Annotated in this window: 24 protein-coding genes; 13 read left to right on the top strand and 11 right to left on the bottom strand. The window is 69.1% G+C overall.

Going from position 1 to position 24758, the window contains the following annotated elements:
* Nucleotide 1: 1 nt before the first annotated feature.
* The 5 genes from K9D12_RS08510 to K9D12_RS08490 form a co-directional block, all read right to left on the bottom strand.
* Entirely contained in the window at nt 2-295 is a 294-nt protein-coding gene (locus K9D12_RS08510; RefSeq protein ID WP_223059944.1) for a hypothetical protein, read from the bottom strand.
* Nucleotides 292-1029, bottom strand: a complete 738-nt coding sequence (locus tag K9D12_RS08505) for a glycosyltransferase family 2 protein (protein WP_225911093.1) — start codon at nt 1027-1029, stop codon at nt 292-294. The genes K9D12_RS08510 and K9D12_RS08505 overlap by 4 nt, the downstream gene beginning before the upstream one ends.
* Nucleotides 1026-1943 (bottom strand): galactosyltransferase-related protein, encoded by a 918-nt coding sequence (locus tag K9D12_RS08500; protein ID WP_223059943.1) that lies wholly within the window; start codon nt 1941-1943, stop codon nt 1026-1028. Before K9D12_RS08500 ends, K9D12_RS08505 begins: the two co-directional genes overlap by 4 nt.
* On the bottom strand, nt 1930-2115 hold the full coding sequence (locus K9D12_RS15155) for a catalase (RefSeq protein ID WP_223059942.1): 186 nt from the start codon (nt 2113-2115) through the stop codon (nt 1930-1932). Before K9D12_RS15155 ends, K9D12_RS08500 begins: the two co-directional genes overlap by 14 nt.
* A gap of 188 nt (nt 2116-2303) precedes the next feature.
* Entirely contained in the window at nt 2304-3779 is a 1476-nt protein-coding gene (locus K9D12_RS08490) for an amino acid permease (protein ID WP_225911098.1), read from the bottom strand.
* A 432-nt stretch (nt 3780-4211) separates the two neighbouring features.
* Between K9D12_RS08490 and K9D12_RS08485 the strand changes: the two genes are divergently transcribed.
* On the top strand, nt 4212-5765 hold the full coding sequence (locus K9D12_RS08485; protein ID WP_223059940.1) for an MFS transporter: 1554 nt from the start codon (nt 4212-4214) through the stop codon (nt 5763-5765).
* A gap of 168 nt (nt 5766-5933) precedes the next feature.
* The gene (locus K9D12_RS08480) at nt 5934-6587 is read left to right on the top strand and encodes a class I SAM-dependent methyltransferase (protein WP_370633482.1); all 654 of its coding nucleotides are present in this window, start codon (nt 5934-5936) and stop codon (nt 6585-6587) included.
* A gap of 8 nt (nt 6588-6595) precedes the next feature.
* Here the strand turns inward: K9D12_RS08480 and K9D12_RS08475 are convergent, their stop codons facing one another.
* The gene (locus K9D12_RS08475) at nt 6596-8296 is read right to left on the bottom strand and encodes a long-chain-fatty-acid--CoA ligase (RefSeq protein ID WP_223059939.1); all 1701 of its coding nucleotides are present in this window, start codon (nt 8294-8296) and stop codon (nt 6596-6598) included.
* A gap of 172 nt (nt 8297-8468) precedes the next feature.
* Between K9D12_RS08475 and K9D12_RS08470 the strand changes: the two genes are divergently transcribed.
* From K9D12_RS08470 to K9D12_RS08445, 6 genes are all read left to right on the top strand, one after another.
* Complete coding sequence (locus K9D12_RS08470; protein WP_187036078.1) at nt 8469-8987, top strand: O-acetyl-ADP-ribose deacetylase; 519 nt, start codon at nt 8469-8471, stop codon at nt 8985-8987.
* 40 nt (nt 8988-9027) lie between these two features.
* Nucleotides 9028-9396, top strand: coding sequence for a MazG nucleotide pyrophosphohydrolase domain-containing protein (locus K9D12_RS08465; RefSeq protein ID WP_047310530.1), 369 nt, complete (start codon nt 9028-9030; stop codon nt 9394-9396).
* On the top strand, nt 9393-9926 hold the full coding sequence (locus K9D12_RS08460) for a methylated-DNA--[protein]-cysteine S-methyltransferase (protein WP_223059938.1): 534 nt from the start codon (nt 9393-9395) through the stop codon (nt 9924-9926). The genes K9D12_RS08465 and K9D12_RS08460 overlap by 4 nt, the downstream gene beginning before the upstream one ends.
* A 76-nt stretch (nt 9927-10002) precedes the next feature.
* Nucleotides 10003-10518 carry an RNA polymerase sigma factor gene (locus K9D12_RS08455; protein WP_223059937.1) on the top strand — a complete coding sequence of 172 codons (516 nt, stop codon included), beginning with the start codon at nt 10003-10005 and terminating at the stop codon, nt 10516-10518.
* Nucleotides 10515-11150, top strand: a complete 636-nt coding sequence (locus tag K9D12_RS08450) for a methylated-DNA--[protein]-cysteine S-methyltransferase (protein ID WP_223059936.1) — start codon at nt 10515-10517, stop codon at nt 11148-11150. The genes K9D12_RS08455 and K9D12_RS08450 overlap by 4 nt, the downstream gene beginning before the upstream one ends.
* 109 nt (nt 11151-11259) lie before the next feature.
* Nucleotides 11260-11781 (top strand): DUF4240 domain-containing protein, encoded by a 522-nt coding sequence (locus K9D12_RS08445; protein ID WP_223059935.1) that lies wholly within the window; start codon nt 11260-11262, stop codon nt 11779-11781.
* 133 nt (nt 11782-11914) lie between these two features.
* On the opposite strand, the gene K9D12_RS08440 is transcribed toward K9D12_RS08445, so the two are convergent.
* Nucleotides 11915-12502, bottom strand: a complete 588-nt coding sequence (locus tag K9D12_RS08440; protein WP_129664041.1) for a DinB family protein — start codon at nt 12500-12502, stop codon at nt 11915-11917.
* Nucleotides 12503-12699: 197 nt separating this feature from the next.
* Between K9D12_RS08440 and K9D12_RS08435 the strand changes: the two genes are divergently transcribed.
* The 3 genes from K9D12_RS08435 to crcB all read left to right on the top strand — a co-directional run bounded on the left by K9D12_RS08435 (nt 12700) and on the right by crcB (nt 15616).
* Complete coding sequence (locus K9D12_RS08435; protein ID WP_187036088.1) at nt 12700-14727, top strand: PhoX family phosphatase; 2028 nt, start codon at nt 12700-12702, stop codon at nt 14725-14727.
* 107 nt (nt 14728-14834) lie between these two features.
* Nucleotides 14835-15260: a CrcB family protein gene (locus K9D12_RS08430; RefSeq protein WP_129664037.1), complete on the top strand. Its 426-nt coding sequence runs from the start codon at nt 14835-14837 to the stop codon at nt 15258-15260.
* On the top strand, nt 15257-15616 hold the full coding sequence (gene crcB / locus K9D12_RS08425; RefSeq protein ID WP_129664035.1) for a fluoride efflux transporter CrcB: 360 nt from the start codon (nt 15257-15259) through the stop codon (nt 15614-15616). The genes K9D12_RS08430 and crcB overlap by 4 nt, the downstream gene beginning before the upstream one ends.
* On the opposite strand, the gene K9D12_RS08420 is transcribed toward crcB, so the two are convergent.
* The 3 genes from K9D12_RS08420 to K9D12_RS08410 form a co-directional block, all read right to left on the bottom strand.
* Entirely contained in the window at nt 15554-17116 is a 1563-nt protein-coding gene (locus K9D12_RS08420; RefSeq protein ID WP_129664033.1) for a cell wall metabolism sensor histidine kinase WalK, read from the bottom strand. The two genes, crcB and K9D12_RS08420, sit on opposite strands and share 63 nt — an antisense overlap.
* Nucleotides 17113-17835, bottom strand: a complete 723-nt coding sequence (locus K9D12_RS08415) for a response regulator transcription factor (protein ID WP_047311104.1) — start codon at nt 17833-17835, stop codon at nt 17113-17115. The genes K9D12_RS08420 and K9D12_RS08415 overlap by 4 nt, the downstream gene beginning before the upstream one ends.
* Before the next feature lie 1124 nt (nt 17836-18959).
* Nucleotides 18960-21248 (bottom strand): bifunctional UDP-sugar hydrolase/5'-nucleotidase, encoded by a 2289-nt coding sequence (locus K9D12_RS08410; protein WP_129664031.1) that lies wholly within the window; start codon nt 21246-21248, stop codon nt 18960-18962.
* A gap of 208 nt (nt 21249-21456) precedes the next feature.
* Between K9D12_RS08410 and K9D12_RS08405 the strand changes: the two genes are divergently transcribed.
* The gene (locus K9D12_RS08405) at nt 21457-22512 is read left to right on the top strand and encodes a pirin family protein (protein WP_129664029.1); all 1056 of its coding nucleotides are present in this window, start codon (nt 21457-21459) and stop codon (nt 22510-22512) included.
* 135 nt (nt 22513-22647) lie between these two features.
* Nucleotides 22648-23508 carry an oxidoreductase gene (locus tag K9D12_RS08400; protein ID WP_129664027.1) on the top strand — a complete coding sequence of 287 codons (861 nt, stop codon included), beginning with the start codon at nt 22648-22650 and terminating at the stop codon, nt 23506-23508.
* Nucleotides 23509-24223: 715 nt separating this feature from the next.
* Here the strand turns inward: K9D12_RS08400 and K9D12_RS08395 are convergent.
* On the bottom strand, nt 24224-24646 hold the full coding sequence (locus tag K9D12_RS08395; RefSeq protein ID WP_223059934.1) for a VOC family protein: 423 nt from the start codon (nt 24644-24646) through the stop codon (nt 24224-24226).
* Between the last annotated feature and the right edge of the window lie 112 nt (nt 24647-24758).

Below are 24758 nucleotides of genomic sequence, written 5' to 3'. Positions count from 1 at the left end.
ATTAACACCCCCGCAGTCCGGGCGCGCTGCCCGAAATCCTTGTGTGATCGGCGAGGAAGGGCGCCTCCGGCACCTGGGGGTCGAGCGCCGCCACCTCCGATAGGCGTGGCAGCTCGGGGGAGGTGATCACCTCGTCGGCCAGCGAAGCGGGAGTTCCCGGCGCAGCGTGCAGGACGACGTGATGACCGCGTCGGCGAAAACCCCCGACGAGGGCGGCGGTGAGTGCCTCCCGGCCTCCGGCGAACGGGGCGACCAGCGGGTTGCGGTTCGTCGCGAGGACAGCGATGCGCATCATGAGACCCCCCGTGTGAGGTTCTTCAGGTAGGTCGCGAACCCACCGCTCGCGCGTGCCTCGAGCCGACTCGACGTCACCACCCGGTGTGCGTCGGTCGCACGAACACGCACCCCGGGTGCCGCGCGCAGGCGGCCGACGAGATCGGCGTCCTCGTGCAGGGTCAGAGCGCGGTACCCGCCGACGGCGAGGTAGGCCGAGGCCCGTACCCCCAGGTTCGCACCGTGGACATGGGGGTGGTCCTCGACGAGGTGGTGTCGCTCGAGCCACAAGGCACGATCGTGCAGCGGCAGCGTCGCGTCCGGTTCGACGGTGCCGACGAGCGCGTCCTCACCGGCTCGGGCAGCGCAAAGATGCGTTGAGATCCAGTGGCCGGGCACGAGGGTGTCGGCGTCGGTGGAGGCCAGCCAGAGTGTGTCGGGTTCGTGACCCGCCCCGGCATGAAGTGCGAGCGCTCGCGCGTTCCCAATGGCGCGCGCCAACCCGACACCACCGGCCATGACGGTGATCGATTCGAGTGCGGCACGCCCCGCCTGGTGCCACGCCTGGGTGGCGGCGCGCACGACGGTGTCGCTGCCGTCCGTGCACGAGTCGAGCACGACGATCGCGCGCAGGATGACATCGGCATGTGGGCCGGCAAGCTGGAACGACGCGTGGAGCGCCTCGAGGCAAGCAGGTAAGGCGAGCACCTCGTTGCGAGCCGGGATGACGACGGTGAGGGCGTCCACTCGTGTCATGGGCGACGCCCCTGGGCTTCGAGGTCGACGCGTGCGCTCGGGTCGAGTGACATCAGGATCCCCTCGGCGAACGGGCGGGCCGCGACGCCGAGTGCCCTGTCCCGGGTCCGTGCACCGGCCACACCCCGCGCCTCGTGCGGTCCGACGCCCAGTGTCGCGAGGAACTCTGCGGGCTCGCACAGCTCGATGGCGCCCTCGATCTCGACGAGGAACTCCGCCCGTGCCAACAGAGCGTCATCGCCCGAGAAGGTGACACGCGGGTCACGAGCCAGCGGCGTGTGGAGGCGGCGATCGGGGCGCACCTCGACATCTCCGAGGGCCAACCACGAGAGCAGACAGGCGTGTTGGGCGCTCGACGTCATCTCGCCGACCTGCCAGCGCACGACGGTGCGCGGTTGACGCCACACGCCACCGTGGCCCCGCACCGACGGTTGCGGGATGCGTTCCGCGAGGGCCAGTTGTTCGTGCTCCTTGGCCTCTGCGAAACCCTGACGCCCGGCGGCGTCCGGGCCGTCGTGCCACGCCACCGCGTTCGGAACGTGACGCAGCGCAATCCCGGCATTCCAGGCGCGGTACGCGAGATCCCAGTCCTCACCGCCATAGCCGACGAGTGAGGCGTCGAAACCGCCGAGCGCGGTGAATACCGCACGGGGTAGAGCGAGCACAGCGCTGATGACGTAACGCCAGTCATCAGGGCCCGCTTCGGCGAGGTCACGGGTGCGCGCGTAACCCTCACGCAGCCATTGCGGTTCCTCGAGGAGCGGAAGGTGGTCGTCCGCGAGCTCACCGGCGGCCAGGGCGGCTACGCCCGCGCGCCCCAAAGCGCTCAGATCGGCGTGCCGACGGCGCCCGACGACGAGGGCGTCGTCCGCGCACGCGGCGACGACGCGTGCACAGAAGTCAGGTTCGGGCACTCTTCTCGCGCATGTGCGCGTCCTGCATGAGTGTCGGACCGCGATCCCCTGCGCGCAACGAGTTCTGGTCGTCGTAGACGACGCTCCCCTGCTGCGTCGTCATGACCCCGTCGTCGCGGACGTCCTGGTGGATCTCGTCTGCGTTGCCTCGGGTCGTGTGCGGGTCAGCCATTCGGACCTCCAACTTCATGGGAGCACTTGCTCGTGGCGGCGCAACCTTGGATCGTGACCTCCTTCATAAGCTATCCCCGACGAAGTGCGACCCACCACGTCCGCAGGGGTGTGCGTGGGCCGATCGCAACCGCCCCACATGCACGAGACCCCCGCCCGAAGGCGAGGGTCTCGTGGTCACCGGAAGCGTCAGTCGTGGTTGCGCGTACGCGTGAGATCGGCCTCCAGGGGCTCGACCTTCTTCGACTTCGTGACGAGCTTGTGGCCCGCCCACACGGCCAGGAAGATCGGCAGGAAGATGTAGCTCTCGAGCAGACCGCCCGGCTCCACGGTTCCCTCGAAGATCAGATCCGAGTTCTGCAGAACGATGACGACGGCGCACATGACGAGCGCCACGATGGGTCCGAGGGGGAACCACTTTGCGCGGAACGGAAGGTCGGCGATGTCGCCGCCCTGGGCCACGTACGCGCGGCGGAACTTCAGGTGACTCCATGCGATGCCGCACCACGTGATGAATCCGGCGAGACCGGAGGCATTGACCAGCCAGGTGTAGGCATCCTCCGACGCGAGGCTGAGGCCGTAGCAGGCCAGCGCCACACCGGCCGTTGCGAGGAGAGCCAGCATCGGCACGTGCCGCTTGTTCGTGCGCAGGAAGATCTTGGGCGCCTTGCCGGACTGCGCGAGCGAGTACAGCATGCGCGTCGACACATAGAGGCCGGACGAGCCGGCGGAAAGGATCGCCGTGAGAATGACGGCGTTCATGACGCTCGCTGCGCCCACGACGCCGGCCTTCTCGAAGATGAGGGTGAACGGGGACGCCGTGATGTCGCCGTCGGCAGACTTCGCGAGCTTCGGGTCGGTGTAGGGCAGGAGGAAGCCGATGACGATGAAGGCGCCGACGTAGAAGAGCAGGATGCGGAAGAAGACCGCTCGGATCGCCTTGGGGATCGTCTTCTCCGGTTCGTCGGCCTCGCCCGCGGCAACACCGATCATCTCGGTGCCCTGGAAGCTGAACCCCGCGATCATGAAAATGCTGATGAGGCCGGTGAAGCCCCCGACGAACGGCGCGTCACCCGTCGTCCAGTTCTTCGCGCCGGGGGCGTCGGTCATGATGCCGAAAATCATGAGCACCCCGACGACGAGGAAGACGAGCACGGTGAGGACCTTGATCGAGGAGAAGAGGAACTCGCTCTCCCCGAATGCCTTGACGCTCACGGCGTTGATCGTGAACAGCACCGCGAAGAAGACCATGGCGACCAACCTCTGGTCGACGTCCGGCCACCAATAACTGACGATGATGCCGGCCGCCGCGATCTCGGCGGCCACCGTCACGGCCCAGTTGATCCAGTAGTTCCATCCCTGCGCGAAGCCGAAGCTGGGGCTGACGAAGCGCGTGCCGTAGGCCTCGAAAGAGTTGGCCAGGGGCAGGTACGTCGACATCTCACCGAGGCTCTGCATGAGCAGCCACACCATGAAACCGATGACGGCGTAGGCGACGAGCGCGCCGCCGGGTCCGGCGTCCTTGATCGAGCCGGCGGAGGCGAGGAACAGGCCCGTTCCGATGGCGCCACCGATGGCGATCATGTTGAGGTGGCGCGCCTTGAGGTCGCGGCGCAGGTCGTTGTCGCCGGCCCCGCCGGGCAGGCTCCCTTCGCCTCCTGGCATCGGGGGCGGCGAATCGACGCTCGTGGACATGGTGGCTCCTGTAGACAGTGGAAATCGGCGACCCCGAGGGCGCGCCCATGAGCCCGCGCTCTCGCGAAATCGGCCAAGGGTAACAACCGCGAGTGAAGCAGGTCACTCACCGCCACGGCCGGTGAACACCCGGAACGTCGTCGGCCGAGGAATCGGTCGCGCGATCGACCCGAAAAGATGCATCGTCGCTCTATGTGTGTGGCACTTCACACCACTCACGAATTGCGTTGGCATCCTTGGGTCGCTCGCGGGACTCGCTACGAATTTCGCGCCCTCGCAGGCCATTTCGAATGGACAAGTCGCAACCGCGCCGGTTTGCTTGACGGTCGCTCAAAACGAATACTGCTCGCTATCCCAGCGCCCCGGTTCGGGTTCGTCCGCCGCGTGTGCGCAGGAGGAACGATGTCTGACGTCCGCCAAGCAGCCGGGTCCGTGGGGGACGGACCACACGGCGCACACCCCGAACTCGAGGTCGACCACGTCACCGTCGTCGAGAAGGGCCCCCTCAAGAAGGCCATCTCCGGCGCCACCATGGGCAACCTCATGGAGTGGTACGACTTCGGCATCTACGGCTACCTCGCCGCCACGATGACGAAGGTGTTCCAGCCGGAGAACACCGACCAGACCACCGGCATGATCATCACGTACGCCGTCTTCGCGGTGAGCTTCCTCGCTCGCCCCTTCGGTGGGATGTTCTTCGGGCCGCTCGGCGACAAGATCGGCCGTCAGAAGACGCTCGCCATCACGATGATCGCGATGTCGCTCGGCACCGGCCTCATCGGGCTCCTGCCGTCCTTCGCCACAGCCGGCTGGTGGGCGTTCGCAGCGCTCATCGTCCTGAAGATGGTCCAGGGCTTCTCCACCGGTGGTGAGTACTCCGGCGCGACGACCTTCGTCGCCGAGTACTCCCCCGACAAGAAGCGCGGCTACCTCGCGAGCTTCCTCGACACCGGCTCTTACCTCGGTTTCGCCATCGGTGCCGCCGTCGTGGCCGCCCTGAGCTTCGGCGTCGGCGACGACGCAATGCTCGACTGGGGTTGGCGTGTGCCGTTCCTGCTCGCTATCCCGTTCGGCCTGCTGGCTCTGTGGTTCCGAATGAAGATCGAGGAGTCCCCGACCTTCGAATCGACGCAGGCGGCCAACGCGGCCGCGGAGAAGCACGACGAGGTCGACGAGTCGCAGACGCAGCTCGGCCTCATCGGCATCGTCAAGCACCACTGGCGCCCCCTGCTCATCGCGATGGCCCTGGTCGGCGCCACGAACACGGCGGGTTACTCGCTCACGTCGTACATGCCCGGGTATCTCGAGTCCAACCACGACTACACGACACTCGGCGCCGCGACCGCGACGATCCCGGCCCTCATCGCCTTGTCCCTGGCCGTCCCCTTCGTGGGGAAGCTGTCGGACAGCATCGGCCGCAAGCCGGTCTACTGGATCGCCATCATCTCCACCCTGGTGTTCACCTACCCCGCGTACCTCATGATGGAGAACAAGAGCCTCGTGTGGCTCTCGATGCTCATGCTGGCGTTCTCCGTGACGTTCTACGTCGCCATGTCGGCTTCGACGCTTCCGGCGCTGTTCCCGACGGCATCGCGCTTCGGCGGCATGGCCCTGTCGTACAACATCGCCGTCTCGCTCTTCGGCGGCACCGCCCCGACGATCAGTGAGTCCCTCGTCAAGCTGACGGGCAGCAAGGCGTCGCCGGCGCTCTACACGATGTTCTTCGCCGTCCTCGGCGGCATCGCCCTCATCGGCATGAAGGAATCGGCGCGCAGGCCGCTGCCCGGTTCGATGCCGACGGTCGGTAGCGAGGAGGAGGCCAAGGAGCTCGTCGAGACCCAGCACGACAACCCGGATCTCGATCACGACGAGCTGCCGTTCCACGCGCACGACGTCGCGAACGCCGAAGTCGATGGCGAGGACCTCGGCGACGGCAAGAAGCTGGCCGGCGTCTGATCGCCCACGCTTCGCCTGACGCGGGCCCGCTCACCTGTTCGGTGGGTGGGCCCGCGGCGCGTGTTCAGAGGTTTCGCGTGGCGTTGGGCAGACTCACCTGCGGCTGGGCAGTGCCCGCCTCGGCCCAACCGCACCGAAGTCTGCCCAACGCTCGCTACCCTCGCTCGCGTGACCTCAAAAGAGCACGGCGTACGGGCCGCCTACGACGACGTGGCCGACCTCTACGCCGAGCACTTCCGCGCCACTGAGGCCGAGCAGCCGGTCGACGTGGCCATGATCGAGCACTTCGTCAGTCTGCTCACCAGCGCTGACGGTGCGCGCCCGCGGGTGCTCGACGCAGGCTGCGGAGCTGGCCGGATGCTGCCGCTGCTCGCCCGGTTCGGGGCCGACGTCGAGGGCGTCGACCTGTCACCGGCCATGATTCGTCGAGCGCACCGTGATCACGCGCAGTTCACCACGCGCGTCGGGACGCTGACCGCGCTCCCCCACGACACTGCGTCGTTCGACGGAGCGTTCAGCTGGTACTCGACAATCCACAACCCAGACAGCGACCTGCCGACGATGCTCGCCGAGCTCGCGCGGGTGACGCGCGCCGGCGGGTGCGTCCTCGTCGCCTTCCAGGCGGGCGAGGCCGAACGCGACGCCTCGGGCGCCTACCGAGAACGGGGCCACGACATCGTCCTCACTCGGTACCTGCGTACGCCGGACGACATGTCAGCTGCGCTCGAGGAGGTAGGGCTCGAGGTGATCGCACGGCTCGAGCGTCCGGCAGTCGGCGGCGAGCGCGAGCCTCAGGCTGTCGTCATCGCGCGCCGCACCTGATCACCGGCTCAACGAGCGTCGGCAGCCTTTTCCTTCTCCTCGACGAGCTTGGCCACGTCGCGGCGCTGGACCTTGCCCATCTGGTTCGTCGGCAGTTCGTCGACGACGACGAAGCGGCGGGGTGCCTTGTACGCGGTGAGGGTCTGCTTGACGTGACTGCGCAGCGCTTTCGCGTCGACATCGCTGTGCCCCTCCGCCAAGACGACGGCCGCGACGACGTCCTCGCCACCACCCGAAGCAGGCATGCCGACGACGGCAACGTCCTCGACCGAATCGTGCTGACGCAGGGCGCCCTCGACCTCGCTCGGGTACACGTTGAATCCGCCGGTGACGATCATTTCCTTGATGCGGTCGACAACGGTGAGGTAGCCGCCCGCGCCCATCTCGACGACGTCGCCGGTGCGGAAGAAGCCGTCGTGGAACGCCTGACGCGTCTCCTCGGCGCGGCCGAAGTAGCCGCCGAACACCTGGGGTCCGCGCACGAGCAGTTCGCCCGGGCCCTCGGCGGGGGCGTCCTTCGTCACGTCCTCGGGGTCGGCGAGGCGGATCTCGACGTCGGGGAACGGCACTCCGATCGAGCCGGCGCGGCGGTCGGCGGAGATCGGGTTGCCGACGACGACGGGGCTCGTCTCCGTCAGGCCGTAGCCCTCGATGAGGTGGCCGCCGGTGGCCTGCTCCCAACGCTCGACGAGGTCGACGGGAAGCGACATCGCACCCGACAGACCGATGCGGATGCCCTTGAGGCTCACCCCGCGCTTCTCGGCCTCCTCGATGATCTTCCCGTACAGCGGCGGAACTCCGGGAGCGAACGTCGGGGTGCGGCGCTTGATGGCTTCGACGATGAGCGGCACCTCCGGCGCCGGCAGCACGAGCAGGCACGCGCCCAGGTTGATGCCGGCGAGCACCGAGATCGTCAGGCCGTAGGCGTGGAACATCGGCAGCACGACGAGGAACGTCTCGCGCCCGTCCTCGAGCTGCGCCCACGCCTTGCCCTGCAGGCAGTTGGCCACGAGGTTCGCGTGCGTGAGCGGCACACCCTTCGGCGTTCCGCTCGTGCCCGAGGTGTAGAGCATGACGGCGGCGTCGTCCTTGCTCGGGCGCGGGTGCCAGATCGGCAGGTCGCCGTACGTGAGCAGGTTCTCCCAGGCCATGACGCCGTCGGGCGCGGGGCCGGTGAGCTTCTCGCGGGAGGCGCGCGCCTTCGCGACCGGCAGGCGCAGCGCAAGGCGCTTCGCGAGCGGCAGCGCCTTCGTCACGTCGACGGAGATGATGGTGTCGATGTCGGTGGTCTGCGCGAGGTCGGTGATCATCGGCGTGATCTTGTCCCACGCGATGACGATGCGCGCGCCGTGATCGGCGAACGGCGCCTTGAGCTCGTCCTGGGTGTAGAGCGGGTTGTGCTGCACGGCGACGGCGCCGATGCGCATGATCGCCTGCGTCGCCACGATGTTCTGGGGGCAGCCGGGAAGGAGCACGGCGACGCGGTCACCGGCTTCGACACCCATCTCGACGAGGGCCGCGGCGACGCGGTGGACGTCACGGGCGAGATCGCCGTACGAGGTCACCTGCCCCATGAAGTCGATGGCGGGGCGGTCGCTGAACTTGCGTGCGGCGCGCTCGAACTGCTCGACGAGCGTCTCGGTGCCGTAGTCGAGGTGCAGCGGCACACCCGGGGCGTAGGAACCCGCCCACACCGATTCGTTCGTCATCGTTCGCCCCTCGCTCTCACGGGGTTCTCACCCCATACGTCAACCCTGCCACGCTACCCGCGTGACGAGCCTCTCAGCGACCCTCTCCGGTGTCGCGCAGATCACCTTCGCGCACCCGCCTCGGGCAACGCACTGTTGACGACGACCACCCCGTCAGGCGCACGATGAACCCATGGCCACACCACGCATCGAGATCACCCTGGGCGACATCACGACGGAGGACGTCGACGCCGTCGTCAACGCCGCCAATTCGAGCCTGCTCGGGGGTGGCGGTGTCGACGGAGCGATCCATGCCGCAGCCGGTCCCGACCTCCTCGCGGAGTGCAGGCGGGTGCGTGCGAGCGACTACCCGGACGGCCTCCCGACGGGCCGAGCCGTCATCACGGGGGCCGGTCGGATGCCGGCGCGTCACGTCGTTCACACGGTCGGCCCGAACCGTCACGCCGGCCAGACCGACCCGGCGCTGCTCGAGTCGTGCTTCCGCGAATCGCTGCAGGTGGCCGACGAGGCAGGCTGCCGGTCCGTCGCCTTCCCCGCCATCAGCGCCGGCGTGTACGGCTGGGACGTCCACGAGGTCGCTCGCGTCGCCGTGCGTACCGTCCAGGCAGCGTCGTGCGAGAACGTCGACCTCGTCCGATTCGTCCTGTTCGACAAGCGGTCCGAGGACGCCTTCCAACTCGCCCTCGGCTGACGGGGCCGGCCTTGTCGGTTCCGCGTGATTGCATGACGGCATGGAACTCGGTGAGTGGAGTGAGCGCGTCGAACGCGTGTCGGCGGGCTACGGCGACTACTACGGCGTCGAGCGCTCGCCCGAGTGGACGCTACTCAAACTCACCGAGGAGGTCGGCGAACTCGCCCAGGCGCACCTCGCGCTGAGTGGTCAGGGGCGCAACCGCGGCAAGAGCCCGGACGAGTTGCGCACCGACCTCGAGGGCGAGGTCGCCGACGTGCTCGCCATGGTGCTCGTCTTCGCCGGGCGCGCCGGAATCGACGCGGAGGCGGCACTCGAGCGGAAGTGGCTTCCGTGGGAGCGCTTCCACGGCGAGCGGGCGGCAGGCGGCGATCCGACTCCGCCCGGCGCCATCGAGGAGCGCCAATGAGCCCCTCGCGCCGGCACACCCGCATCACGACGCCGCTCGGCGATCTGCTCCTCGTCGCGAGCGCCGACGCCGTTGTCGGCGCCTACTTCGACGGCCAGAAGTACCAGCCGGAGACCGCGTGGTTCGGCGACGACGTCACGGGCACCGGTGACGACGTCCTCACGGAGGGCTCGCGACAGCTGAGTGAGTACTTCTCCGGCGACCGCCTGACGTTCGACCTGCCGCTCGCGCCGGTGGGCACCACGTTCCAGCAGCGCGTGTGGCAGCAGTTGCTCCTCATCGAACCGGGAAGCACCTCGACGTACGGCGCCATCGCCGCAGCCCTGAGCGACGACGGTGAACTCACGCCGGGGCTCGCCCAGGGTGTGGGGCAGGCCGTGGGGCACAACCCGGTCTCCGTCGTCGTGCCGTGCCACCGCGTCGTCGGATCCGACGGTTCGCTCACCGGCTTCGCGGGTGGGCTGGAGTGCAAACGGTGGCTGCTCGCCCACGAGGAGAGCGACGAACAGCGCGCCACGCGCCTGTTCTGATCGCTCCGTCCGCCGTGTCGAACCTTTCTTTCCGCCGCGACCTCACACTTCGGCCCCGTCGCGCGACTACCCGGTGATGACGAACCAACCGCTCTTCCACGAGATCGTCGAGGCCCACTCCTCGACGGTGCTCGCCGTGTGCGCCTCGGTCCTGGGCCCCGGCCCCGACGCCGAAGACGCGTGGCAGGAGACCTTCGTCTCGGCGCTCAGGGCCTACCCCTTCGACGGGGTAGCGAACGTCGAGGCGTGGCTCGTGCGGGTCGCCGGTCGACGCTGCATCGACGTCCTGCGTGGCCGTCGGCGAGAGCAGCCGATCGACGACGCCGACCTCCTCGGGGTGCTGGGTCGCGACCACGCTCCGGGCGCCGACGAGCTCGCGCTCCCGGACGAGGTGTGGGAGCACGTCGTGACGCTCACGCCGCGGCAACGGTTCGTCATCGTCCACCGGTACGTGGCGGGGTGGAGTTTCGGTGAGATTGCAGCCGAACTCGATTGCAGCCCGGCTGCTGCGCGACGCTGCGGCTCCGACGCGGTCGCCGCCCTGCGAGCTCGCCTCGTGCCGTCCGACACGCCCACCGAGGAGTCCCGATGACATCCACACCGGCAGAAACCGCTTTCGAGGAGTGCCTCGCGGCCTTCGCACAGATCCACGACACGGAGACGCTGGCCACCCGTCTCGCGGCGAGTGGCTCGGGCGACATCGACATCGTCTGGTGCACTCACGACTCGCCCGTCGGCACCCTGCTGCTCGCCCTCGAGGGCGATGCCCTCGTCCGTGTGGCGTTCGAGCGCGAAGGGTTCGACGTCGTGCTCGAGAGCCTCGGTGAGCGCGTCGGACGCCGCACCCTGCGGGCCGCAGCGCCGGCCGACGATCTGCGCCGTCAGCTCGATGAGTACTTCGCGGGCGTGCGCTCGAACTTCGAGACGCGCACCGACCTGCGCCTGTCGAGCGCACCGTTCCGGCGGGAGGTACAGAGCAAGCTCGCCGACATCCCGTACGGCACCACCGCGAGTTACGCGCAGGTGGCGACGAACGCGGGGCGCCCCAAGGCGGTGCGCGCCGTCGGTTCGGCGTGCGCCACCAACCCGCTGCCCATCGTGTTGCCGTGCCACCGCGTCGTGCGCAGCGACGGCGGCTACGGCAACTACCTCGGGGGCGAGGAAGCCAAGCGTTTTCTCCTCGACCACGAGCACGCCCACGCTCCGGCCGCAGCGCGCGGTTGAAGCCGTCAGACCCAGCGACAAAGTCGAGACCGAGCTGTCACCTCACCCTCTTCCCACGAGCACGAGCGCGGTCGTAGCCTGATGAAAAGCCTCGACTCGGGAGCACACGATGGACCGGACGCAGTACTGGGAACTCATCGAACAGGCACGTGACGCCGTGCCGGACGGCGACTGCGACGAGAAGGCCGACGCCTTCGTCACCGCGCTCGCCGAGCACGGCGCCGACGAGATCGCCGACGCGTGGTTGCGCCATCGCGAACTCATGCACGACGCCTATTCGTGGGACGTCTGGGGCGCCATCTCGCTCCTGCTCGGCGGATGCAGCGACGACAGCTTCGACTACTTCCGCAGTTGGCTCATCCTCCAAGGCAGGGAAGCGTTCGACGCCGTCATCGACGATCCTGATTCGCTCGTCGATCTCGTGCCCGACGGCGAGATCGACGAGAACGCCTACGAGTGCGAGGAACTCGAAGGCGCGCCCTTCGTCGCCTACGAGGAGGTCACGGGCGAACAGATGCCGCTGCATCGCGACATCCCCGACGAACCCGACCTCGGCGAGGAGTGCGACTTCGACGACGACGAGGAGATGAAGCGTCGCTACCCGCGGCTGTGGGCGCGCGTCAACGGCTGATCGCCGCGGATCAGCTCGTCGTCACGAGCCGAACCAACGTGAGGAGGCGACGGGAACCGCCCGGTTCCCGTCGCCTCCTCACGTTCTCGTTCGAGCGTCCGCCTGCCTGTAGGGCGAACGCAGCAAGCCTCCGTCAGGCGCTCACGTCCTTGAGGTGATGCTCGAGGTCGTGGAGGAAGTAGACAGCCAACGTCGCCACGGTGAAGGTCGAACCGTTGTCCCGCAGGCCTCGCCGACCCCACTCATCGTCCCTGACGGCGTCCCACTGGTCGGCCGTCTGCGTCGCCTCACGGCGGTAGGCCTCGGCCACACCCTGCGGGTCGTCCTCGCCGTAGCGCGAATCGACGGCCACCGTATCCGGATCCCAGTTCGGGAACGTCGGGTCGTCCTGCGCGAGCATGAGGTCGAGGCGGCCGCGGTACAGCGCGTTGATGTCACGTACGTGGCAGGCGTACTCGAGCGGTGACCACACGTCCGGAGCCGGACGACGCGGCGCGTCGAGGCGGTCGAGCACGGCCTCCCACTTGGGGATGGTCGCGCGAACGCGCTTCCCGGTCGTCTGGACGTCGAAGTCCGGGGAGAAGCCGCATTCGTCGCACCCATCGGTGACGACAGCCATCCAGCCCTTGTCGGGCGATGCGCCGTCCTCACCGTTCTGACGTGCGGATTCGGTGTCTTCGACGGGCCGCTCGGCGAGCCCGCCCTGCTGGTTTTCGTCCATGCTCGCCACCCTGCCACGACAGGCGCTCAGGTTCACGTCTTAGGCGAACCTCAGTCACGGAATGCTTTGGCGCAGTTCACCTCACGTCTGCTCTCACGTCGCTTGCCGAGCGCTTGCACGCCACAGGATCGCTCCCCGTGGGCGTCTGCGGATGCCCCTGGCCCTCGCCCCATTTCCGAACGCACCAGGAGTCTCCCGTGAGCCCGAAGCTGCTTCCCCTCGTCAACACTCGTCACGGCTCGCGCAGCTACAAGACGTGTGAGTACCGCTGCGCGAACCAGTGCGACGCCCCGACGCCGAACACGTCGGAGAACGAGGAGTTCGCGACGCTCGCCCGTCGCGCCATCGCTCGCCGCTCGGTGCTCAAAGCCACGGCCGGAACGATGGTTCTCGGCGGCCTCGCGGCCTCGCCGGCCGCAGCAGGCGGCAAGGGGCACGGCCATGGCCATGGCCACCGCGGTCCGAAGAAGGTCGGAACGACGGAGTTCACCTCCGTCGCGCCCAACCGCAAGGACGACGTCGTCAACGCTCCCGAGTTCACGCACGACGTCGTCATCCGCTGGGGTGACCCGGTGACGGCACGCGCGCCCAGGTTCAACGCCTACAAGCAGACGCCGGAGGCTCAGGCCCAGCAGTTCGGCTACAACAATGACTACGTCGGTCTCATCCCGCTCGACGGCCGCCGCGCTCTGCTGTCGGTCAACCACGAGTACACCGACCCGGAGCTCATGTTCCCCGCAGGCATGGACGAGCTGACGAAGAAGAAGGTCGAGATGGCTGCCCACGGCCTCGCCGTCGTCGCCATCGAGAAGGGCCGCAAGAAGGGTTCGTGGCACACGGTCGACCCGCGCCGCTCGCGCTACAACCGTCGCGTCACGGCGTCCACGCCGCACCAGGTCGACGGCCCCGCCGCAGGCCACCCGATGCTGCGCACGAAGGCCGACCCGCGCGGCCGCACGATCCTCGGAACGTTCGCCAACTGCTCCGGTGGCACGACGCCGTGGGGTACGACCCTGCACGGTGAGGAGAACTTCCACGGCTACTTCGACGCCTCCGGTTCGCTCGACTCGACGCAGTCCGCTGCGTACGCGCGCTACGGCATCAACGGCAAGGGCAAGGGCTGGAAGGACGTCGACGAGCGCTTCGACCTGACGAAGGCCCCGAACGAGCCGAACCGCTTCGGCTGGGTCGTCGAACTCGACCCGCTCGACCCGAGCGCGCCGCCGGTCAAGCACACGATGCTGGGGCGCCTCAAGCACGAGGGCTGCAACGTCACGATCGCCGAGGACGGCCGCGTCGTCGCCTACACCGGTGACGACGAGAAGGGCGAGTACATCTACAAGTTCGTCTCGCGCGACCGCTACCGCCGCGACCGTTCGCCGCACTCGCGCCGCCACAACAAGGCGCTGCTGTCGGCCGGCACCCTCTACGTCGGTAAGTTCACCGGTGACGGCACCGCTGACGGCCTCCACGACGGCACCGGCACCTGGATCCCGCTCACGAGCGACCGAAAGTCCTACGTGCCGGGCATGAGCGTCGCCGAGGTGCTCATCCACACGCGCGTCGCGGCCGACAAGGTGGGCCCGACGAAGATGGACCGCCCCGAGGACATCGAGCCGAACCCGGTCAACGGCAAGGTCTACTGCGCGCTGACGAACAACTCCGACCGTGGCAAGAAGTTCACGACGGACGAGGCGAACCCGCTCGGCACGTCGATGGTGCGCGAGTCGCTCGGTGCGCCGCTGACGGCGAAGTCGGGCAATCGCAACGGCTACGTCCTCGAAATCACCGAGAAGGGCCGCAAGACGGCGACGTCGTTCACGTGGGATCTCATGCTCATCTGCGGCGACCCGGCCGCGCAGGAGACCTACTTCGCGGGCTTCCCGAAGGAGCAGGTCAGCCCGATCTCGTGCCCGGACAACGTCGCCTTCGACGCCGAGGGCAACCTGTGGATCTCCACGGACGGCAACGTCCTCGGCTCGAACGACGGCCTCTTCCGGGTGCCCACCGAGGGCCCGGAGCGCGGACGCGTGCAGCAGTTCCTCACCGTGCCCTTCGGCGCCGAGACCTGCGGCCCGCTCGTCTCCCCCGACCAGCTGTCGGTCTTCACCGCCGTGCAGCACCCCGGTGAGACGGACGACGCCACGTTCGAGAAGCCCACGAGCACGTGGCCGCACACGGACGCCTTCCCGCGCCCGTCGGTCATCGTCTCGTACGCCAAGTGACGCAACCGATCGTCTGAGCGAGCGGCCCGAGCGCGCACGGTGCGCGTCGGGCCGCTCGTTCGTGTCCGCGCCCGCGCGCCAGCATGGACGTTCTACGCTGACCCACGATGCCCGACGACGCCCGCCCCGCCCACCGCCATCCACGCGCGGTGACTCTCGTGGCGCTCGGTGGGGCGCTCGGCGCGGTGGCCCGCTTCGGCGTCGCCGAGGCGCTGCCCCACGCCGACGGTGACGTTGCGTGGGCGACGTTCGTCGTCAACATCGCGGGTGCCTTCGTGCTCGGTTGTCTGCTTGAAGCGCTGACCCGCAGCGGACCCGACACCGGGGCACGCCGCTCCGTATGCCTCGTCCTCGGCACCGGGTTCTGTGGTGCCTTCACGACGTACAGCACCTTCGCGCATGACACCGTGACGCTCGACAGGGGCTTCGGCGTCGGGGTGGGCTGGGCCGCGCTCCAGGTGACGTGCGGTCTTCTCGCCGCCGCGTTCGGCGCCGTCGTCGGCGCTGCCGCCACCTCGAGGCGGCGGGCATGACGGCGCTTCTCGTTGCTCTGGGCGGCGCGCTCGGCGCGGTGCTGCGTTCGGTGACCGACGGCGAGATCAAGCTGCGCTCCCGCCGCACCTGGCCGATCGCCACGTTGTGCATCAACGTGGTCGGCTCGTTCGTGATCGGCCTCGTCGCGGCACTGAACACGAGCGCTACGGTGACCGCCTTCGTCGTCACAGGGGTGTGCGGCGGGTTCACGACGTTCTCGACGGCCAGCGTCGAAGCGATCGGCTTGGTGCGCGAGCGCCGCGGCGTGACGGCTCTGGCCTACGTCCTCGCGTCAGTGCTCGTCTGTGTCTCTGCGGTTCTCGTCGGCATGGCGCTCGGGCGCGCGCTGGTCTGAGCGCGGACGCTCGTTGGGGAACCAGGCCTCGACGGTGAGGCCGTCCGGGCTCGAATCGAACGTGAGGCGCCCGCCGACGGATTCCATGAGGGCCGTCGTGATGGCCAGACCGAGCCCCGAACTCGTCGCGCTCGTGCGGTCGCGGTTACCGAATCTCTTTCCGGGAGAGGCGGCCACGGCTTCGGGCAGGCCCGGACCGTTGTCCTCCACCCGCACCACGACTCCACCGTCTCGCACGTCGACCGTGACACCGACGTCGGTGCCGGCCGGCGTGTGCCGCCGAGCATTGGCGACGAGGTTCGTCACGACGCGACGCACGCTCGCCTCGTCACCGACGACGACGGCGGGCTCGTCAACGGCGTGGAACGCCCACCGGTGTTCCGGCGCGAGCAGCGTGGCGTCGGAGAGTGCTTCGAGGGCGATGAACGTGACGTCGACCTCCGCATCGTCCAGTTGACGCTCGTCCTCGACGCGCGCCAGAACGAGCAGGTCGTCAACGAGCCGGCCCATGCGCCGCCCCTCGCGTTCGATGCGCTCGAGCGACGGACGCAGCTGGTTGCCCTCCGGGGCGAGCGCCGTGATGGCCGCGAAGAGTTCATCGGCCTCGGCCGGAGTGAGTTTCTCGCCGGGCTCCAGGCGCGCAGGCCACACGTGCGACATGTTGGCGTAGTAGTCGTCGACGATCGAACCCGACAGTTCCGCGTGCGAGCGGACGACGGCGATGGGCGTCCGGAGTTCGTGACTGACGTCAGCGAGGAAGGCGCGCCGGGTGGCCTCCCCCTCGTCGCGCCGTCGCAGAGCCTCCTCGACCTGCTCGAGGAGGTTGTTGACCGAGCGAGCAACCGCATCGACCTCCTCGACACTCGATTCCCCCTCGGGGACGCGTCGGCGCACGGCGTCCGTCACCGAGCCGACCGGTGTGGCCGCCATGTCCGACGTCGTGGCCGCGATCTCCCGCAGGGGCCGCGTGAGCCGACGCGTTCCGAGGGCTCCGACGCCGGCGGCCAGGACGCCCGCGAGAAGCCACACGACCCCTTCGAAGAGTCCCAGCTTGGCGAGGTCACGCTCGGTCGTCTCGTCGGAGGTCGCGACGAGAACCCGCCGTTCGGGTGTTACGGCGACCAGCACGCGCATCTCGTCCCGGTCGGGGAACGTGACCGAGTGAAGCCCCGGCGGCCCCTGCACGAGACGCCCGAGTTCGTCGCGATCGGCCGCAGTGACCGTGCGGTCCTCACCGACGGCCGCGATGTCGACGTCGTCGCCGGTCTGCCACAACGCGAGGCTTCCGCCCGGCAGTTCGGACGCGAGTTCTTGCACGCTCGCCTGGGGATGGGACACCGCCGTACGCAACTGCCTGTCCATGGAGTCGTGCAAGACCGCGCGGGTGACGAGTACGGACACGCTGGTGCCGACAGCCGTCACGAAGAGCGCCAGAAGGACGATGAGCGTGACGATGCGACGCTCGAGGGTGCGCGGCAAGAAGCTGCGCAGTGCTCTCATGCGCCCGGACGCATCGTGTACCCGATGCCCCGCACGGTGCGGATGAGCGGGAGCCCGTCGGCATCGATCTTCTTGCGCAGATACGAGATGTAGAGCTCGACGACGTGCTCGCCGCCGGCGAAGTCCTCACCCCAGACGGCCGAGAGCAGCTCTTGCTTGGAGCACACCCGACGGGCGTTCTCAGCGAGGTGGCGGGCGAGCGCGAATTCCGTGGCGGTGAGCTTGATGGGCACGCCCGCACGCTCCACCTCGAAGGTGGAGGTGTTGATGACGAGGTCGTCGACGGCGAGGTGATCGCCCTGCGCCGCTGCGGTGAGGCCGCGACGGCGCACGAGAGCCTCGGCTCGCACGATGACCTCTTCGAGGCTGAAGGGCTTCGTCAGGTAGTCGTCACCACCCTGGCGGATGCCGGCAACGCGATCGTCGACGCCGTCCCGCGCCGTGAGGAAGATGACGCCGACCTCGGGGTTGAGCGCACGCAACCGAGCGAGCACCTCGAAGCCGTCGATGTCGGGAAGACCGATGTCGAGGACGACGACATCGGGTTCGCTGATGCGGCACTTGGCGACGGCCACTTCCCCGGTGGGCGCAGACTCGGCGTCCCACCCCTGGAAGCGGAAACCTGCAGTGAGGGAGTCGACGAGCCCGGGCTCGTCGTCGACGACGAGGACACGCAGTGCTCGGCCACCCGTGTGGGGAGGCGTTTTCGGTGCGCTCATGCGTCCACAGTAGGGCGTCGCCCACCGCGCGAGGCCACCCTTGGCCGCGGCAGGTCGCATGAGAAGGAATTCTGAAAAAGTAGTTGTACGTTCAATGACGTGCCCGGGGTCGTGCTCCCGTTCCCCCCTTTGTGTGATGCGCCCCGGGCACGCTCACTCTTCGCAGCGCGGCTGCGCACTGCAGGCTCGGTGTCCACAAGCAGCGCGGGAATCGCGCTCTTCGATCGGCTCGAGCGGGCCCTTCCACAGGCCGCACCACGCGAGCCTTTCGTGGTCGGTCAGTTCGGGCCACGCTCCTTTTCATGGACCCGAGAACCGAGACCTCCCGCCTCGTCCTGGTGAGCAGCGAGCCGGATGAACTCCGCACCAGCCCAGCGCTCCCGGACGCACGCCACGCCACCTCAGCTTGTCTGGACGACGACCTCGACTGGCACGCCCTGCTGCTCGCGGCGGGCATCCGCCAGGAGCGAGGCGACCACCGCGAATGGCGCGCGGCACCTCGACGGGCCGGGCTCGCCTCCTCAGTCATCGACGCGATCATGACGCCCCGCGTCACCTCCGTCACGGTCGAGAACGCCGTCACGAGGTTCGTCGACCGCTTCGGTGACGGCGACCTCGACGTCCTCCGGGGCGCGATGGACGAGCTCGGAGCCGAGCGGTGGCGCACTGAGGTTCTGACGAGCCATCGGGTCGTGCTGCGCAAGGACGCCCCGTACAAGGCCGACGTCATCGCCGAGGCTGCCGAGGTGCTGCGCCACTACGACGTGTGGGCCGCCGACCACCTCGTCGAACGCGCTCGGGACGAGGTGCTGCGCGGAGCGTGGTGTGCCGTCACCGGCCAGTCGAGCGGCTTCACCTGGCGGCATCTGCTGCTGGCCGCGGGCTTGGACGATCCCCTCGTCTGCCCGCTCACGCGGCGGTTCGTCCGGCGTCACCTCGGACGGCGTGCGGCCGCCGCACCGGAGACGGAGCTCCTTGCGGTCATGACGCGGGCCGCCTGCCTGCTCGGCGTCGACACGCTGGAACTCGACCACCAACTCTGGCGCGCTGCGCTCACGCCTCCGCCCCACCGTGGCGTGAGCCAGGGCGGGGCGGAGAGCGACGGCGTCAGCCGCGAGGAGACATCAGACGGTGCGACGCAGGCGAGCGACGACGGCGCCGATGCCGGCGACGAGCAGGAGGCCGAGGCCCGCGAGGCCGGTGACGGCCTGCTCGTTCCTCATCCCGTCGGTCTCGACCTTGGGGCCGGTGGTCGAGGTGCTGGAGGATGACGGGTTACCGCCACCGCTCGTGCTCGTACCGTCCGTCGGGGACGCCGTCGGCTCGTCCGTGGTGGACGGGTCGCTCGGCTCGCTCGTGCTCGAGGGGTCGCTCGGCTCGCTCGTCGGGTCCGTGGGTCCCGTGGTCGGTTCCGTCGGCTCGGTGGTCGGGCCGGTCGGGGTCGTCGTCGGCGCACCACCCTCGATCGTGACGGGGAAGCCGCCGCTCGTGCCGGTCGGCGCAGCCTTGAAGGTGACGAGGGCATTACCCGAGGCGTCGGCGGGCACCGTGAACTTCACCGTAGCCGTGCCGTGGTTGGCCGGGTAGGGCGGTGTCGTGGACGAGCTCGTCGTGATGGGGAACGTGCCCACGGACGTGCCGTCGACGAAGACCTCGACGCTCTTGTTGGCGGGCGCACCCTTGCTGGTCATGTCGAAGCCGGAGACGGTGAACGAGGCCTCCTTGCCCGCGGTGAGCTTTGTCGGCTGGTCCACCACGGACAGCGACTGCTTGGCGTAGCTCGGCGAGAGCGGACTCGCGGCCTTGAGCCACTCGACGAACAGACCCTGGTCGATGAGGCCGGAATCGCTCACGGCGCCACCCTCCTTGAGGGCGGTGAAGTTGTCGCCACCGGTGATGAGGAAGGAATTGGACGCCACCGTGTAGCTCTTGGACTCCTCCAGCGGCTTGCCGTCGACGAGCACGGACGTGATGCGCTCACCGGCGGGCTTGTTCTCGTCGAACGTGTACGTCACGTTCTTCGACAGGCCGAGCTTGAGGAACGGGCGGGAGCTGCCCTCCGGCTGCCACTGCTGCTCGAGAATCTTGACGAGCGTTGCGCCCGTGACCTCACGGGTTGCAACGGTGTTGTTGAACGGCATGACGGCGGCGGCCTGCGCGAAGGTGAGGTTGCCGGACGCGTCGGGCACGAGGTCAGCGCGCACGCCGCCGGGGTTCATGAGGCCGATCTCGACGCTGCCGGTGCGGCCCGGCTTGTTGAGCGAGTCGACGTAACTCTGCGCGATGAGGTTCGACAGGTTCGACTCGGCCAGACGGTCGTCGCGGCTGCCGTCCGCCTTGAGCGCCGAGGTGATCGGACCGCTGCTCTGGGCGACGACCTGCTTGCCGATCTCCTCGGCGCGGGCGTTGGCGGAGTCCACGACGGCGGCAGCAGCCGTGTACGCGGGCAGCGAGGTGCACGCGTCGCTCGGTGCACTCACCGGCCGGTTCGTCACCTTGTACTGCGTCACCTTGCCGCTCGCCTTGTCGTAGCCGAGCTGCAGAACGCCGAGGTACTTCGCGTAGAAGTCGGTCTGAATGATCGGGCGCGTGCCTTCACCGCCGGGAACAGGCGCGTCCCAGCTGTAGAGCTGGTGGGTGTGACCGGTGAAGATGGCCGAGACGTCGCCGCTCGTCTTCGTCACGATGTTGTTGAACACGGGGCTCGCGGCCTGCATCGACGACAAGGTGGCCTCGCCGCCCTCCGGCGCACCCTCGTGGTACTCGGCGACGACGACGTCGGCCTCACCGTTCGCGGCGTTCCCGTCCTTGAGCCTGGCAGCCACGCGGTTGACGGCAGCCACCGGATCGCCAAAGGTCAGGCCGGCCACACCGTCACCGGCCACCATGTTGGGCGTGTCGGTCGTGACGGCACCGACGACGGCCACCTTGACGCCGTTGACATCGAGCACCTTGTACTCGGGCAGAGCGGGCGTCGTGGTGCCGCTCTTGTAGACGTTGGCGCCGAGGTAGGTCCAGCTCGCGCGCGAGCTGACCCGGCCCGTCAGGTCGTCGAAGCCCTTGTCGAACTCGTGGTTGCCCACCGAGCTGGCCTCGAGACCGAGAGCGTTGAGGAAGTCGATCGAGGGGTTGTCCTGCTGCGAGGCCGACTCGAACGGCGTGCCACCGACGTTGTCGCCGGCGGAGATGAACGACGCGTCCGGGTACTCGGCCTTCGCCGACGCCACGGTGCAAGCGAAGTCCTTGGTGAAGTGGCCGTGGAAGTCGTTGGTACCCAGGAGCGTCAGAGGCGTGAGGTCACCGTCGAGAGAGTCGACAGGCGCAGCGGCGAGCGCGGAGGGGGCGAACGTGCCGGCGCACGCGAGGGCGAGGACGCCGGTGAATGCGGATCGGCGCACGAGAGAGCTCGACATGGTTGGGGGTGTCCTTCGGATTCGGCTGCGCCGCAGGCGCGGGGAGGGTGCCCGACTATCTTGCGGGAGGTTTCGGCCCTCGAATCCGTTTGCGAGGCGATCGGCATCGAATCGTCATCTGACGTTCATTCAGGACTGGCGGAATAGTTGAACCTTCAACTACATTGAGGGAAGATCCAACACTTCACGGCCACCGAGGAGGCCCCCAATGCCCGCAGTCACCGCAGACACGCTCACGCTGCCGCACCTGCCCGAGGCGAGCCCGCAGGCCGTCGAGCGCTCCGTGCGCCGCCAGATCACCGGGCCGAAGGGCTTGGAGGGTGAGGGTTTTCCCGTCACCCGTGCCTTCGCCGGCCTCACCCACGCCGAGCTCGACCCGTTCGTCCACATGGACGAGATGGGCGCGGTCAACTACGCGCCGGGCGAGCCGCGCGGCACCGACTGGCACCCGCACCGCGGCTTCGAGACGGTCACCTACATCATGGACGGCCGCTTCCAGCACCAGGACAGCCACGGCGGTGGCGGCATGATCGAGAACGGCGCCACGCAGTGGATGACCGCTGGTTCGGGCGTGCTTCACATCGAGACGCCCCCTGCTGAGCTCGTCGTTTCCGGCGGCTTCTTCCACGGCGTCCAGCTCTGGGTCAACCTGCCCAGGGCCGAGAAGTGGGCCGACCCGCGCTACCAGAACCTCGAGGGCGGCGACTCGGAGCTCATCACGACGCACGACGGCGGCGCGCTCATCCGCATCATCGCCGGCTCCATCGGCGGCCACAGCGGTCCGGGTTCGACCCGTACGCCCATCACGATGGCGCACGCGTCCATCGCCGCCGGCGCCCGCGCCGACATTCCGTGGGACGCGTCCTACAACGGTCTCGTCTTCGTCTTCTCCGGTTCGGGGTCGATCGGCCGCGACCGTCGTCCGATCGAGGCCGGCCAGACGATCGTCACCGGCCCGGGCGACCTGCTGACGCTGACGGCCGACGATCGTCAGGACGTCGAGACCCCGTCGCTCGAGGTGCTCCTCCTCGGCGGACGCCCGCTGCGCGAGCCCGTCGTGCAGTACGGCCCGTTCGTCATGAACACCAAGGCCGAGGTCATCGAGGCGTTCGAGGACTTCCAGCGAGGCCGCCTCGGCCACGTGCCCGCCGACGGCATCCGCCCCTACCGCGCGAGCGCGTCGGAGATCGCGGAGGCCAAGGAGAAGCGTCTGCGCGAAGCCGTGGCGTCGATGCCGCACGGCGGTGACATCAGCGAAGGGTGAGTCGGCAGGAGGTCTGCCGACGCCCGACGTTCGACCCGGTGCGCGCTCTCCGGTTCGCGCACCGGGCCGTCCACATGCCTGTGGCATCCGTGGAGTGCCCGTGCGTTGTCGGGGCCGGGCGTTACCCTCACCGACATGACGACGAAGATCGCCCTGGTCACAGGAGCCTCTGCCGGTATCGGTGAGGCCATCGCACGCGCCCTGCTCGACGAAGGGTGGACGGTGTACGCCGCAGCACGCCGCGTCGATCGCATGGCGGGCCTCGCCGACCGCGGCGCTCACGTTCTCGGCATGGACGTCACGGACGACGCGTCAATGACCGCGGGTGTTCAGCGCATCCTGGACGCGTGCGGACGCATCGATGCCCTCGTCAACAACGCCGGCTACGGCTCGTACGGCGCGCTCGAGGAGGTGCCGATGGACGAGGCCCGCCGCCAGTTCGAGGTCAACGTCTTCGGCCTCGCGCGCCTGACGCAGCTCGTCACACCGACGATGCGCACCCAGCACAGCGGACGCATCGTCAACATCTCGTCGATGGCCGCCCACATCTACGAACCGCTCGGCTCTTGGTACCACGCGACGAAGTTCGCGGTGAACGGCCTGTCCGATTCCCTGCGCCTCGAACTCAAACCGTTCGGCATCGACGTCGTCACGGTGCAGCCCGGCGGCATCAAGTCCGAGTGGGCCGGCATCTCCGCCGACTCGCTCGAGCAGCGCAGTGGCCACGGGCCCTACGCGACGCAGGCCCGCACCCTCGCGACGATGCTGCGCGGCAGCGACGCGAACTCCTCCGAACCCGAGGTCGTCGCGCGCGCCGTCGTCGCGGCGTGCACGGCGAAACGACCGCGCAGCAAGTACACGATCGGCATGGGAGCCAAGCCCCTCGTCGCCGCACGCCGCGTCCTGCCGGACCGCGCCATGGACGCCCTCCTCAGCGCCGCCTTCGACCAGGCACCCAAGCTCGTCGAGCGACGCGCCAAGCGGGACGCCTCGTGATTCGCCCACTCGCCGGCTCCTCCGGCTTCCTCCGACGCCCGACCGGCCGGCTCTACGCCGCGGCCTCGGCCCTGACGAGCGGAGCCGCCGCCGTCGGCAACGACCGCGCACACGCCGCGACGAAGTACGCCGTCGCGCCCCTGCTCATGCTCGACCTGGCTGCGCAGCCGGGCGCTTTCAGCCCCGCCCGCCGCACCACGACGGCAACCCTGCTCACCGCCCTCACAGGCTCCGCCCTCGGCGATCACTTCATGCTCGCCGAGTCCCGCTCCACCGGCACGACGGCCCGGGCCCACCTGCGGCGTGGCGCGTCGGCGTTCGCCGTGCAGCAGCTCGGCCTCATGACGGTGCTCGCTCGCGCCGGCCACCGCTTCCGCCGCGAGGCGAGCCTCGCGGCGGGCGTCACGCTTGCCGCCCTCGCCGTCGGGGGGGGCGGCGGGGGCGCGGGGGGGGGGGGCGCGGGGGCCCCCCCGCCCCCGCGGGGGGGGGGGGGGGGGCCCCGCGGGGGGGGCCCCCCCGGGGGCCGGGGGGGGGGCCCCCGCGGGGGGGGGCGGGGGGGGGGGGGGGGGCCCGCGGGGGGGGGGGGGGGGCCGGGGGCGCCCCCCCCCCCCCCCCCCCCCCCCCCCCCCCCCCCCCCCCGCCCCCCCCCCCCCCCCCCCCCCCCCCCCCCCCCCCCCCCCCCCCCCCCCCCCCCGCTTCTCTCATGACGTGAGGCTCAGGCCTGGTCGCGGTGCTCGGACGTGGCGATGTTGACCATCCAGCGGGTGCCGAACTTGTCGGTGAACATGCCGAACTCGTCGCCCCACAACTGGACGGCGAGCGGCATCGTCACGTCGCCACCTTCGGAGAGGCCGGCGAAGTAGCGTCGCAACGACTCGGCGTCGTCGCCGGTGAGGCTGATCGAGAAGTTGCCGCCCGGCGTGTACTCCATCTGCTCAGGGGTGTCGGAGCCCATGAGGACGAACTCGTCCGTCGTCGTCAGCATGCCGTGCATGATCTTGTGAGCCTCCTGGCCCTCGACGCCCATGTCGCCGAAGGTGGAGAGCGTGAGGTCTCCACCGAGGACGCCGTGGTAGAACTCCAGCGCCTGACGGGCGGTGTCACGGAACTGCAGGTACGGGCTGAGGCGCGAAGCCATGGTTACTCCTCGAGAGTGCCAAAAGGGAACGGCGAGCGCCGTATGGGCCACAGCATAAGCGTGTCGACCCTCGGTCCCCTTGCCCTCGCGAGCCCACGAGAGCCCGCCGATC

The organism is Dermacoccus sp. Tok2021 (genome assembly GCF_019895135.1).
Classification (GTDB): domain Bacteria; phylum Actinomycetota; class Actinomycetes; order Actinomycetales; family Dermatophilaceae; genus Dermacoccus; species Dermacoccus abyssi.
This window is presented reverse-complemented; position numbering and strand designations above follow the sequence as displayed.